Source organism: Streptosporangium sp. NPDC000239 (genome assembly GCF_040300765.1).
In the GTDB taxonomy this organism is placed as follows: Bacteria; Actinomycetota; Actinomycetes; order Streptosporangiales; family Streptosporangiaceae; genus Streptosporangium.
The window spans coordinates 69,515-82,451 of record NZ_JBEPEI010000011.1; the positions used below are offsets into that span (position 1 = coordinate 69,515).

At 71.9% G+C, this 12,937-nt stretch carries 12 protein-coding genes; 4 read left to right on the forward strand and 8 right to left on the reverse strand.

Going from position 1 to position 12,937, the window contains the following annotated elements; translation table 11 throughout:
- Positions 1-15: 15 nt before the first annotated feature.
- From ABT340_RS25325 to ABT340_RS25340, 4 genes are read right to left on the reverse strand one after another with little or no spacing between them, the layout of a single operon-like run.
- A complete protein-coding gene (locus tag ABT340_RS25325; protein ID WP_352013313.1) occupies positions 16-2,280 on the reverse strand; it encodes a heavy metal translocating P-type ATPase in 2,265 nt (754 codons plus the stop codon).
- A 36-nt stretch (positions 2,281-2,316) separates the two neighbouring features.
- A complete protein-coding gene (locus tag ABT340_RS25330) occupies positions 2,317-3,249 on the reverse strand; it encodes a DUF8832 domain-containing protein (protein ID WP_352013314.1) in 933 nt (310 codons plus the stop codon).
- Positions 3,246-3,458, reverse strand: a complete 213-nt coding sequence (locus ABT340_RS25335; protein WP_352013315.1) for a heavy-metal-associated domain-containing protein — start codon at positions 3,456-3,458, stop codon at positions 3,246-3,248. The genes ABT340_RS25330 and ABT340_RS25335 overlap by 4 nt, the downstream gene beginning before the upstream one ends.
- A 35-nt stretch (positions 3,459-3,493) precedes the next feature.
- Positions 3,494-3,775, reverse strand: a complete 282-nt coding sequence (locus ABT340_RS25340; protein ID WP_352013316.1) for a metal-sensitive transcriptional regulator — start codon at positions 3,773-3,775, stop codon at positions 3,494-3,496.
- 395 nt (positions 3,776-4,170) lie between these two features.
- Here ABT340_RS25340 and ABT340_RS25345 point away from each other — a divergent pair, with 395 nt between their 5' ends.
- From ABT340_RS25345 to ABT340_RS25355, 3 genes are all read left to right on the forward strand, one after another.
- Entirely contained in the window at positions 4,171-4,524 is a 354-nt protein-coding gene (locus ABT340_RS25345; protein ID WP_352013317.1) for a hypothetical protein, read from the forward strand.
- A gap of 330 nt (positions 4,525-4,854) precedes the next feature.
- On the forward strand, positions 4,855-6,003 hold the full coding sequence (locus tag ABT340_RS25350; protein ID WP_352013318.1) for an NAD(P)/FAD-dependent oxidoreductase: 1,149 nt from the start codon (positions 4,855-4,857) through the stop codon (positions 6,001-6,003).
- Positions 6,004-6,117: 114 nt separating this feature from the next.
- A complete protein-coding gene (locus tag ABT340_RS25355) occupies positions 6,118-6,948 on the forward strand; it encodes a polysaccharide deacetylase family protein (RefSeq protein WP_352013319.1) in 831 nt (276 codons plus the stop codon).
- 109 nt (positions 6,949-7,057) lie between these two features.
- On the opposite strand, the gene ABT340_RS25360 is transcribed toward ABT340_RS25355, so the two are convergent.
- The 3 genes from ABT340_RS25360 to ABT340_RS25370 form a co-directional block, all read right to left on the reverse strand.
- Entirely contained in the window at positions 7,058-8,248 is a 1,191-nt protein-coding gene (locus ABT340_RS25360) for an MFS transporter (protein WP_352013320.1), read from the reverse strand.
- A gap of 55 nt (positions 8,249-8,303) precedes the next feature.
- A complete protein-coding gene (locus ABT340_RS25365; RefSeq protein ID WP_352013321.1) occupies positions 8,304-8,897 on the reverse strand; it encodes a TetR/AcrR family transcriptional regulator in 594 nt (197 codons plus the stop codon).
- Positions 8,898-9,000: 103 nt separating this feature from the next.
- Positions 9,001-10,950, reverse strand: a complete 1,950-nt coding sequence (locus ABT340_RS25370) for a Xaa-Pro dipeptidyl-peptidase (protein ID WP_352013322.1) — start codon at positions 10,948-10,950, stop codon at positions 9,001-9,003.
- 282 nt (positions 10,951-11,232) lie between these two features.
- Between ABT340_RS25370 and ABT340_RS25375 the strand changes: the two genes are divergently transcribed.
- Positions 11,233-12,327 (forward strand): aminoglycoside phosphotransferase family protein, encoded by a 1,095-nt coding sequence (locus ABT340_RS25375; RefSeq protein WP_352013323.1) that lies wholly within the window; start codon positions 11,233-11,235, stop codon positions 12,325-12,327.
- Positions 12,328-12,471: 144 nt separating this feature from the next.
- Here the strand turns inward: ABT340_RS25375 and ABT340_RS25380 are convergent, their stop codons facing one another.
- Positions 12,472-12,903, reverse strand: coding sequence for a MarR family winged helix-turn-helix transcriptional regulator (locus tag ABT340_RS25380; RefSeq protein WP_352013324.1), 432 nt, complete (start codon positions 12,901-12,903; stop codon positions 12,472-12,474).
- Positions 12,904-12,937: the final 34 nt, after the last annotated feature.

The window sequence follows — 12,937 nt, forward strand, 5'->3', positions numbered from 1 at the left end:
GATGTCATCGGAACTTCATCTGAAGCGGCGGAGCCGGAGGCTGTTGCTCACCACGAACACCGAGGAGAACGCCATCGCGGCTCCGGCGATCATCGGGTTGAGCAGTCCGAGCGCGGCCAGTGGCAGCGCGGCCACGTTGTAGGCGAACGCCCAGAACAGGTTCCCCTTGATCGTCGCCAGTGTACGGCGCGACAGCCGGATCGCCTCGGCCGCAGCCCGGAGATCCCCCCTGACCAGGGTCAGGTCGGCGGCCTCGATCGCCGCGTCGGTCCCGGTGCCCATCGCCAGGCCCAGGTCGGCCTGGGCGAGCGCGGCGGCGTCGTTGACCCCGTCGCCGACCATGGCCACCGAGCGGCCCTCGGCCTGCAGCCGCCTGACCACCTCGACCTTGCCCTCGGGCAGCACCTCGGCGATCACCTCGTCGATGCCGACCTCGGCGGCGACCGCGCGGGCCGCGGCCTCGTTGTCTCCGGTCAGCAGCACCGGGGTCAGGCCGAGGCCGCGCAGCCGCTCGATCGCCTCGGCGCTGGTCGGCTTGACGGTGTCGGCCACGACGAGGACCGCGCGGGCCCTGCCGTCCCAGCCGACCGCGACGGCCGTACGGCCCGCGGCGTGCGCCGCCTCCACCGCCCGCTCCAGCTCGGCGGGCAGGTGCTGAGCCCAGTCGGCCAGCAGCCTGGGCCTGCCGACGACCACGGCGTGGCCGTCCACGACGCCCTGGACACCGAGTCCCTCGACGTTGGCGAAGTCCTCGGGCGTGGGCAGCTCGCCCACCCGTTCGGCGGCGGCGCGGGCGACGGCCCTGGCGATGGGGTGCTCGGAGGCGTGTTCGAGGGCTCCGGCCAGGCGCAGCACCTCGTCACGGTCCTCGCCCTCGGCCGGGTGCACGTCGGTGAGGGTCATCCGGCCCTCGGTGACGGTGCCGGTCTTGTCGAGCACCACGGTGTCGACCGTACGGGTCGACTCCAGGACCTCGGGGCCCCTGATCAGGATGCCGAGCTGGGCGCCGCGTCCCGTGCCGACCAGCAGGGCGGTCGGGGTCGCCAGGCCGAGCGCGCAGGGGCAGGCGATGATCAGCACCGCGACCGCCGCGGTGAAGGCGGCCGAGGCGCCGCCCCCGGTGCCGAGCCAGAAGCCGAGCGTGGCCACGGCCAGCGCGATCACGATCGGCACGAAGATCCCGGAGACGCGGTCGGCCAGGCGCTGCACCTGCGCCTTGCCGGTCTGGGCCTCCTCGACGAGCTTGGCCATCCGGGCCAGCTGGGTGTCGGCGCCGACACGGGTGGCGCGGACCAGCAGCCGGCCGCCCGCGTTGACGGTCGCGCCGGTCACCGCGTCGCCGGGCCGCACCTCGACCGGGACGGACTCGCCGGTCAGCATCGAGGCGTCGACCGCGGAGGAGCCGTCCTCGACCACGCCGTCGGTGGCGATCTTCTCGCCGGGCCGTACGACGAACAGGTCGCCGACGGCGAGCTGGTCGGCGGGGACACGGACCTCGCGTCCCTCACGCAGCACGGCCACGTCCTTGGCGCCGAGTTCGAGCAGGGCCCGGAGCGCGGCGCCGGCGCGGCGCTTGGAACGGGCCTCGAAGTAGCGGCCCGCGAGGATGAACGCCGTCACCCCCGCCGCGGCCTCCAGGTAGATGTTGCCCGACCCGTCGGTGCGCTCGATGGTGAACGCGAACGGGTGGGTCATGCCGGTGGTGCCCGCGCTGCCGAAGAACAGCGCCCACAACGACCAGCCGAAGGCCGCCAGGGTGCCGATGGAGACCAGGGTGTCCATGGTCGCCGTGCCGTGGCGCAGGTTGGTCCAGGCGGCCCGGTGGAAGGGCCAGCCCGCGTAGACCACGACCGGCGCGGTCAGCGTGAGCGAGAGCCACTGCCAGTTCGGGAACTGCAGCGCGGGGACCATCGCCATCGCGATCACCGGTACGGCGAGCGCCACGGAGGTGATCAGGCGGTCACGCAGCGGCCGAAGCTCCTCGGCCGCCTCCGCCTCCTCGTCCCGGCTCTCGCCCGCCGACGGCGCGGCGGGCGGGTCGGGCAGCTTGGCGGTGTAGCCCGCCTTGGCCACTTCGGCGACCAGGTCCTCGGGACTGATGTCCCCGGAGTAGGTCACCTTGGCCTTCTCGGTCGCGTAGTTGACCGTCGCGGTCACGCCGTCGAGCTTGTTCAGCTTGCGTTCGATGCGGTTGGCGCAGGAAGCGCACGTCATGCCGCCGATCGAGAGTTCGACCGCGCCGCCGGAAGCCGGGGCCCTGTCATCGGTGAGGGGGGACATCGTCTCTCCTTTCTCGGTTCTCGGTTCGCGCCCTCGTCAGTGGGCGTGTCCTCCGTGGCCGCCGTGTCCGGCCTGCTCGCCGGTCCCCGAGGCCGGGGCGGCGGCCTGGCCGGTGCGCACGGTGAAGCTCGCGGTGCGCACGACCCCTCCGTGCTGGAAGTCTAGGAAGAGCCGGTAGGCGCCACGGCTGGGCACCTCGGTGTAGAAGGTGATCCCGGGGCCCGCGGCGGTCCTGCCGTCACCGGGCTCCCCGTCGGGGTGAACGTGCAGGTAGGCCAGGTCCCCGTCGCGCAGCGCGACCAGGTGGCCGTAGGCGCCCAGGTAGGGCTGCAGGTCGGTGACGGGCCTGCCGTCCTTGGCGACGCTCAGGGTGAGCTTGCTCAACGCGCCGGGGGTCAGGTCGCCGTCGAGGGTGACGGTGTAGCCGTCCACGGTGGTCGTACGGCTCGCCGCGGGCAGCGCCGCGGGCCTGTAGTCACCGGGGGCCAGCAGGTCGACGCCCAGGGTCAGCGCGTCGCCGCCCTCGGGGGCGAAGTCGGCGAACGCCCGGTAGGCGCCCGCGGCGGGCAGCGTCAGCGGCACCGACCACTCGCCGCCCCCGGCCTCCCGGGGATGTAGGTGCCAGAAACCGCCGAGGTCGCGCGAGACGACGATGAAGTGCAGCTTCTTGTCGTGCTGGACCTGGTATCCGGTGACGGGCCTGCCGTCGGGGCCGGTGACGGTGAAACGGAAGTCCGTCTCCTGGCCGGGCTCGACGGTGGTGGTCCGCGGGGTCAGGGTGTAGCCGTTGTTCGACACTTGAAGTCCTTCCGGTACGGACGTCTCGCCGGGGGCGGGTGAGGCGGTCGTGTGGGGTGTGGCCTGGGGGGTGAGGCCGGCGGTGTCCGCCGCCCTGCCCGCGCCGAGGGCTCCGCCGAAGAGAACGGCGAGGCCGAGAAGGTAGGCCCCCAGCCTGGCTGGGGTGTTCATGCCGGATCGACCACTTCGTATCCGGCGGTCCGCACCGCGGCCCTGACCGCGTCGTCGCTGACCGGGCCCTGTCCGCTCACCGTCACCAGGCCGGTCGCCAGGTCCACCTCGACGCCGGTGACGCCGGGGACCTCGCCGACCTCCTCCTTGACGGAGCTGACGCAGTGGCCGCAGGTCATGCCCTTGACGGTGTATGTGGTGGTGCTCATCGTCTTCTCTTTCCGTTCTTCTCTCGTGTGCCCGGTCAGGACCTGACCAGGCGCGCGATGGCGTCGGTGGCTTCCTTGACCTTGCTGTCGGCCTCGGCCCCGCCCTTGGCGGCCGCGTCGGCCACGCAGTGGGCCATGTGCTCCTCCAGCAGGGACAGGGCGAAGGACCTCAGCGCGTGGTCGGCCGCGGACACCTGGGTGAGGATGTCGATGCAGTACTTGTCCTCGTCGACCATCCGCTGCAGGCCGCGGACCTGGCCCTCGATCCTGCGCAGCCGCCGGAGGTGGTCCTCCCTGTTCGCGGTGTAGCCGCTCATCTCCCTCTCCTCTCCGGTGGTCGCTTCACCCTTCACAACACGGTACCCCCCTACCGTATTCCGGACTCTCGGGATTCCGGTTCCCGGTTGATACCCTGGGGGGGTACTGGAATGACCATAACATACCCCCACGGGGTTGCCTCCCTCAAGGTGTGCGCCCCTCGTCGTGTCGATCGCGGAGAGTGGCATGTTCATTACTCATTGTTATTACATTGTTTGGAGTAATGGCACGGAATCGATGCCTTTGCCTCTCTGGGGTGACCCTTTCAAGGTCTTTCTCATTAGCGTGGTCTTTAAGTCCACGCCGTGTCGGCGTCTTTTTGAGATGCCTGAACGGTGTTCCCGGCGACCTGGGACCACCAGGGCGCATCCATCACGACATGGAGTGATCACTCATGGTCAAGCAGATTCTCGCGGCCGGTGCGATGGTGGCTTCCGCTCTCGCCGCCCCCGTGACGATGCCGGCTGAGATCGCCAACGCCTCGACGGCGCCTCAGGCCCTGTCGGCCGGTTCCGTGCGCCTCACCCAGAGCAGTCTCGTCCTGCGGCCCTGCCGTCACGGCCGATGCCACCGCGGTGGCGGAGGCGGCGGCGGAGGCGGCGGAGGCGGTGGCGGCGGCGGAGGCGGTGGCGGCGGTAACCACAGCGGCGGCGGAGGCGGCGGAGGCGGCGGTGGCGGCGGTGGCGGCGGTGGCGGCGGTGGCGGCGGTGGCGGCGGTGGTGGAGGTGGTGGAGGTGGCGGCGGCTGATCCCGCCCGAACTCTCCGCACATCCCGGATGTCCCTCCGGCCGGTCGAGGCCACACGGCCGCCCGCCGGGCAGGGGGGACGGCCTCCAGGCCGTACGCCATCCGTTCTCCGGGGGGCGTCTCCGGCGTCAAGGAGAATTCCCTCTTGACGCCGGAGACGGTCTTCGCCGCCTTTCCGATGCTGTGAGAAACCGATGAGGTGAAAGGCCGATTCCAACCGAAACAATGGAATTCCGATGACCGGCCGCGGGTTTCCCGGCGGCCGGTTTCCGGGCCGGGAGGGAGGCGCCGAGGGGTTTTCGCCGGGCCGTACGGTGGGAGGCTCATCGGCGTGGACGACATATGGGATCTTGTGGTCGTCGGCGGTGGTCCCGCCGGATCCGCCGCCGCCCTGCGGGCCAGGCAACTCCGTCCTGACGCCCGGGTGCTGCTGCTCGACAAGGCCGACTTCCCCCGCGACAAGGCGTGCGGCGACGGCATCGCCGCCCACGGGCACGACGAACTCGCCCTGCTGGGCCTGCCGGACCTGATCGCCGACCATCGGCCGACGCGACGCCTGTCGATCGTCTCGCCCGGGGGAGCGCGGGTCGACGCCACGGTCGCCAGACCGAACCACGTCGTCCCCCGCGCGGTCTTCGACGCCCGCCTGGTGGAGGCCGCCAGGGAACGGGGCGTGGAGGTCCGGCGCCACCGGGTCCGCGCCCTGGCCGTACGGCACGGGCACGTCGTCCTCGACGGCACCGTGACGGCCCGTGCCGTCGTCGGCGCCGACGGGGCCAACTCCGTCGTACGGCGCCTCATCGGCATGCCGGCCTCCCCGGGCAGGCACACCGCGATCGCCGTGCGCGGTTACGCGGACGTGCCCCTGGACGACGACGTCCAGCGCATCGTCATGCAGGGGGAGGGATGGCCCGCCTACGCCTGGTCGTTCCCCGTCGGGGACGGCAGCGCCAACGTCGGCTTCGGGATGCTGCTTCCCCGGCTGCGGGCGACCGGCCTGCCCGGACGCCGGGTCCTGCACGACAGGCTCGCCGAACTGCTGCCCCACCTGCCCGCCCGCGACCTGCGGGCCCACCACCTCCCCCTGTCCCCGGGCAGGCCGGGGGCCGGGGTGGGCAGGGTGATGCTCGCCGGCGACGCGGCCGGGCTGATCAACCCGCTGACCGGGGAGGGCATCTACTACGCCCTGCTGTCGGGCAGGCTCGCGGGCGAGGCCGCGACGCAGGCGCCGGACGACCCGCTGCCCCGGTACCGGGGAGAACTGGGCAGGGCGCTCGGGCGGCATCTGAGGACCACCGACGCGCTCGCCCTGGCCGCTCGTTCCCCCCGGTTCATCGACGCCGCGATCGGTGTCGCCGCCCGGCGGCGGGAGGTGTTCGACCTGCTGGTCGAGGTGGGGCTCGGGGCGGGGACCGTACCGCCCTCCCTGCTCTTCGCCGTGGCCCGCCGCTGGCTCGGCGAAGCCGTCCGAGGAGCCTGAACTTCCGGGACTGTTGCCTTGATCACTCTTATGGTAAAGAAGGTTTCCAGTAAGGCGCCTCGACCTCCCCCCATCGAAAGGCCCCCTATGCGACTGCGTTCGCGTGTCCTGAGCATGATCGTGGCGTTAACGGCGGCGATGGCCACCGCCGCCCCCGCCCTGGCGGACGGGCCGACCGGCGACATCGTCTACGCCACCCGTAACGGCGGCAAGGTCGTCGCCCTCACCTTCGACGACGGCCCCTCTCCCGACTGGACCCCCAAGGTCCTCGACCTGCTGCGGAGCAGGCAGATCCGCGCCACCTTCTGCCTGCTCGGAAACCAGGTCAAGGCGCACCCCGAGCTGGTGCGCCGCATCGTCGCCGACGGCCACGCCGTCTGCAACCACACCGTCAACCACGACTCGCTCGCCGGCTGGACCCCCGAGGCGATCCGCGCCGACCTGACCGCGACCAACGACGCGATCCGCACGGCGGCGGGCGACCCCAACCTGCCCATCAGGTACTTCAGGGCCCCCTACGCCGCCTGGGGTGCCTCGCCGCAGGTCGCGGCCTCCCTCGGCATGTCGGCCCTGGCCTGGACGATGGACCCCTCCGACTGGGACGGTTCCCCGGCGGACGTGCTCGTCCAGCGGCTGAGCTCGCAGATCTACCCGACGGCCGTCTCGCTCTCCCACGACGGCGGCGGCGACCGCTCGGCGACCGTGGCCGCCTACGGGCAGCTGATCCCGCAGTGGCAGCAGGCCGGCTGGGGGTTCGAGCTGCCCGCGACCACCGGCGGGCCGTACCCGCCCGCGTGCACCTCGCCCGTCTGGCGTGGCCGTGACAGCTACAGCCAGGGCGACAGGGTCTCCCGCAAGGGGCACATCTACCAGGCCCGGTGGTGGACCCGGCTTGAGGACCCGGCCAACGCCTGGTGGGTGTGGGCCGACCTCGGCGTCTGCTGATCCCGGACGGCCCCCGAAGGCCGGGCGAACCGTGCGGCGTCGTGCTGGCAACGTCCGTGGCGCCCGAGTCTGAAGGGGGCCGTTCTCCCGGTCCGGCCTGGACGGCGTGTCAGCAGGTGGCGGCGGCTCCGGCGCGCTCCTGGGCGAGGCTCTCCGCCGGCGACCGCCCCCTGGCACGGCCGAGCTCGGGCAGGAGGGACACCACCCCGAGCACGGCCAGCCCGGCGCCCAGCCAGAGGGGGGCGCGCAGCCCGAAGCCGTCGATGACCAGCCCACCGGCCGAGGAGCCGATGATCACCCCGAGGGTGATGAAGGAGGCGTGGACGGTGTTGACCAGCGGCCCAGGGTTGCCCACCCGCTGGACGCGTACGGCCATCGCCGGGTTCATGGTCACTCCGACCAGCCCGACGCCCAGCATGGCGATCACCGCGGGAACGCTGAGGTGGGCGAACGCCGCGAACCCGGCCAGGAAGACCGTGTTGAGAACCAGCCCGGACAGCAGGACGCCGACGGTGTGCCTGTCGGCCAGGCGCCCGACGACGTGATTGCCGGCCACGGTGGCCGCGCCGTACGCGACGAGCAGGAGGGGAACGGTCTCCGAGGCGAACCCGGTGACCTGGGTGAGGATCGGGCTGAGATAGCTGAAGGCGGCGAAGGTCGCGCCGATGATGAGGGTGCTGGTCGACAGCGCCAGCCACAGCCGGCCGTTCCTGAAGACCGCCATCTCCCGCCTGAGACCGCCACCGTCGGCACGCCCGAGCCGGGGGACGCCCGCCGTCGTGGCGAGCGCGGCGACGACGGTCAGGGCGCCGACGGCCCAGAAGGCGGCGCGCCAGCCGAGCCGCCCGCCGATCAGCGTGGACAGCGGCAGCCCGAGCAGGGTGCCGAGCATCAACCCGTTCAGGACGACGGCGAGGGCACGGCCGCGCACCTCCGGGCGGCTCAGCCGGACCGCGACCGAGATGGCGACCCCGAAGAAGGCCTGGGAGGCGACACCGGTGACGACACGCGCGACGATCATGATCGGGTAGGAGGGCGCGACGGCCGCGAGCACGTTGCCCGCCAGAAAGACGGCGAACAGCAGTATGAGCGCGGGTTTCGGGCGTATCCGTACCAGTGCGACGGTCATCAGCGGTCCGCCGACCGACATGGCCACCGCGAAGGCGGTGATCAGATAGCCGATCTGGGAGATGGTCACGCCGAGTCCGCCCGCCATCTCGGGCATCAGGCCTCCGACGGCGAACTCGCTGGTCACCATGGCGAAGATGCCGATGGCCAGGACGTAGACGGCTCTGGGCAAGGGGAGCTCCTTTTTGCACCGATCGGTGTAGAACTTGGGCGTGAAAAAGCAGGGGTCAGGCCAGGGCGTCCATGGCCGTGGCCGCGATGGCCGCGACGGTGGCGTCGTCGGCGCCCCCCTGGGCGGCCACCCGGATCCCGGCGATCACGGCGTTGACGAACCTGGCGAGTTCGGCGGGGTCGCGGGTGGAGCCGATGTCGCCCGCGCGCTGCCCGCTCTCGATGACGGCGCTCAGGTCGGCGATCCGCCGTTCGGTGTCGCGGCCGAGCATCAGGGCGATCTCCGGGTCGCGGCCTGCGAGCTCCATCGTGGTGTTGACGGTCAGGCAGCCGAGGCCGTGGCCGTCGCGCCGGTTCTCCGCCTCCGTCCTGAGGATCCCGGCGAACAGCGCGCGGATCCGCTCGATCGCCGGCAGTTCGTGACTGTCGAGAATCCGCAGTTGGTCGGCGGTGGTGGCGTCCATGTAACGGGTCAGCGCGCGCTTGAACAGCTCACGCTTGTTGACGAAGGCGTTGTACACGCTGCTGCGGTCCAGGCCGAGCGCTTCGCACAGGTCTCTGGTCGAGGTCGACTCGTAGCCGTTCGCCCAGAACGTGCGCATCGCGGTGTCCAGGACCCGGTCCTCGTCGAATGATCTCGGCCTCGCCATGAGAGCACGCTACCCGTTTTGCATCGGTCGGTGCAATATGGGGTGGGGTGTCCCCGTTCGTGCCGGTCAGGGGAGGGGCGGCGAGCGCCCCTCCCCGGGAGGGTCAGGAGAAGTTCGGCTCGGGAACCGGCAGGGTCACCCTGCCGGGGCCGCGCCAGGGGCCCAGTTCCTTGGGCACGTCACCGATGTGCAGCGCGCCGATCGCCAGCGGGAGCACCACCTTGCTCCTGGCCAGGTCGACGGTGACAACCGCCCCGGTCGGGCTCTCCGAGCTGTAGGTGGCGTCCGTGCCCGCGATCACGAAGCCCAGCCGGTGGCCCTTCTTGAAGGTGTACTCCTGCGGCAGGGTCTCCCAGCGGACCCTGCCGTACGTGCCGGGCGGCAGGGGAGTGGGCGCGCTGAGGGAGTCGCGGTTCTGCACGTCGATCCAGCCGCGGGCGACGATCTCCAGCGGGCGGGTGGCCAGGTTGGTGGCGACCTTCCGGTAGCAGGCGTCGTCGGCGGCCGTGCTCTCGCCGTGGCAGCTCTCCTCGGGAAGGGTGGAGACGCCCTGGCCACGGCGCCAGTCGACCCGGGTGTCCTCCCCGAAGTCGACCAGGAGCGCGGTCAGGTTCGAGGTCGGCCGGTCGAGCGCTACCCGCAGGTCGACGACGGGCGTCCCGGACAGGCGCAGGTCCAGGGGCAGGCTCCCGGTGGTGAAGGCCACCCTGCCCGGTGCCCCGGTGCCGACGTCGGCGACCATCGTCTCCTCGGACTGGCGCAGGTCGGTGAAGGAGGCCGTCTGCCCCCTGCGCGCCGGGACGAGGCCGAGCGAGCCGTCGGCCGCCGGATGGAAGGGGACCTTGAGGGACAACGGCTCCGGCCAGTCACGCTGGGTGATCCAGCGATCGACGCCGACCTGCACGTCGGCGCGGGGACGGCGCATGACGCCGTTGTCCACGCCGAGCAGCCAGTGGTCGAACCACTGGTGCAGGGTGTCGACCCAGACGTCACGGCGCCCGGCGAAGTCGAAGGGGTCGACGTGCTGGTACTGCCCGACCCAGATCTTGCGGGGCACGTTCCGCGCCGCGAGGGCCCGCCACCAGGTGGAGAAGTTGTCCGGCCTGACGTTGAGGTCGTTGACGGTGTGCACGGCGAAGACGCTGGCGCGCACCTTGGAGACGTCGGCGAGGGAGCCCGCGAGATAGTCGCGCTCGGCCCAGAAGGGGTTGTAGTCGCCGGTCGCGTCGCCGTCCTCGGCGTCCATCCGCGCCCGAGCCGCGGCGCACTTGGCGTCCGGGTCGGTGTCGACGTAGGAGGCCAGCCAGGACATGTAGTCGTAGTTGTAGACCACCCCGTTGGATCGCTGGTACCTGTACCAGGAGCTGATCGCCGAGATCGGGACGATGGTCTCCAGCCCCCGGACCCCGGTCGCCGCGACGGCGTTGGCCAGTGTGCCGTCGTAGGACTTGCCGATCATCCCGGACTTGCCGGTGGTCCAGTCCGCGGCGACGGGGGTGCCGTCCTCCCGGCGGGCGACGGCGCGGCCGTTCAGCCAGTCCACCACGGCCTTGCCGCCCAGCACGTCGGCCCGGCCGCCGCCGTCGGGGCAGCCGTCGGACCTGGTGGTTCCGTTCATGTCGACGTTGAGGACGGCGTAGCCACGTGGGACGAAGTAGTTGTCATAGAAGAGGGGGAATTTCGTGATATTTCCGGCGGCGTCGTAGACCTTCCGCTCGCCCTCGTTGCCCCGGCCCGCGTTGTCGTAGTACGGGCTCTCGTCGATGATCACCGGGACCTTGAGCCTCGGGCCCGACTCCCTCGGCCTGATGATGTCGACGCGGATGCGGTCGGGGCGGCCGTCGGCGTCGCTGTCGGCACCCGACTCGACGTAGACGTGCTCGCGGACGGCGTCGGCGTAGGAGAAGACCGGCTGGCTCCGCCCCCGCTCGACGGTGATGGCGGGAGAGGTGCCGGTGGGGACGGTCGGGGCCGCGTTGGCGGGCGTGACGCCCGCCGCGACCACCGCCAGGGCGATGAGGACTGCTCGTAACTGTGGCACTGCCTGTGGCACGCGGAGCCTCCGGGGGGTCGAGAGAGACATCCGCAATATCGGTGGCGCCGGGTCGGTTAACAAGATTCCTTTACGGCTTTGACATCACCCTGGTTCTGGTGCGTGACATGTCGTATCCGCCGGCCGTACGGCCGTGCACACCGGGTGACACCGGCCCGCCCCGCGGCGGGCCGGGAAGCCCGCATGGAGCCGGTCGTGACGCCGTCGCCGAGGAGATTCCCGCGGGGGACGCCACGGTCATCGGGCCGGGCGGCGCGTCCCGAGGGAACGTATCCTCGCGGAATGAAGATCGTACGCGGCACGATCGCCTCCCTGGCCGGTGACGCGGTCTCCCACCACGGCCCCGTGACCCGGCCGCGTCGCCTGGTCAGCAGCCCGCGCTCACGGGTATGGCGCGCCGACATGGGCGGGACCGCCGTGGTGATCAAGCAGATCGTCGGCGGTGCGGACGCCGACGAGCGCTTCCGCCGCGAGGTGACCGCGCTGCGGCTGGCCGCACGGGCCGATCCGCCCCTGGTTCCCGTACTGTTCGGCGCCGACCCCGGCCACCGGATCATGGTCATGGAGTGGCTCGACTCCGGTGAACCGCCCGCCGACTGGGCGGTCGGCTACGCGACCGCGCTGGCCCGGTTGCACGCGACGACGGACGCCGGTGACGCCGGGGCGCTGCCACGCTGGTCCCCGCCCGGCCCCGACGTCCTGGACGCCTTCTTCCGGCTGGCTGCTCGGCTCGGTATCGCGGTCGCGCCGACAGTCAGGGCGGAGCTCGACGGCGTGCTCGACCGGCTGGGGCGGGAGAGGGGCCACGCCCTGCTGCACGGAGACCCCTGTCCAGGTAACGACCTGTACACCGGCGGCGGAACGCGTTTCGTCGACTTCGAGCAGGCCGCCCTGGGGAACGGCCTGGTCGAACTGGCCTATCTGCGCGTCGCCTTCCCGACCTGCTGGTGCGCCACCGCCCTGCCCGGGCCGCTGCTGCGTCGCGCCGAGGAGGCCTATCACGCCGCCTGGAACACCACCACGGGCACCGAGCCCCGGGGCGACCTGGCCAACGCGTGCGTCGGGTGGTTGCTGCGGGGAGACGCACTCGTCGAACGGGCCCGCCGTGACGGGACCGACCACCTGGCCGCGCTCGTCAAGGACGACTGGACCTGGGGTACGGCCACCGCCCGGCAACGGCTGCTCCACCGCCTCGGCGTCGTCGGTGAGGTCACCGCGGACACCGCCCTGGCCGGTGTCGGCGACCTCACGGCGACGATGCGCGACCGCATGCTCGATCGCTGGCCCACGCTGCGGCCGCTCTCCCCTGAGCGCCCGCCGGGGCAGCACGGCCTCCGGAGGCCGAACGTCCTCGACCGCCTCAGGAACCGGTTCTGAGCCGCACCGCTGACGCGGCCGGTGAGGAGGCGGGAGCTTCCCGCCCGGTGAACAACCCCGACGTCCGGCCCGCCGGCACGGCGCGGCACCGAACCGGCTCCGCTCGGCCGTACGGGCGGGCGAGACGCGGCTCCTCGGCCAGGGTCACCTGTCAGGGCCCCGGGGGGTGAGATGGCGGGCCAGGGTCTCCAGGGCTGAACGCACTTCGGCCAGGGCGGTGTCGTCGGGGAGGACCTCGGCGAGGGTGGCGTCGACGGAGACGGCGCGCACCTCCTGGACGCGCTCCGACACACGTGGGTGGACCAGGGAACGGCGGCGGTCGCGCGGGTCGGGCTCGGTGACGACCGCTCCCGCCTCGCGCAGCCGGGCGACCGCGGCCGAGACGGCGCTCTGCGGCAGGCCGGTGCGGACGGCGATCTCACCCACCGCGCTACCCGGGTGGTCCCGCAGGTCGTTGACCACGATCAAGACCGTACGGGTGCTCGCCGCGTGGTCGCCGACCCCCTCGGCCGGAAGCGCCCGCTCACCGAGCTTCATCAAGGTACGGCCCAGCACGAACAGCTCGATTCCATTCACCCGGTAGACGATACATCAACCTTGATGCATCAAT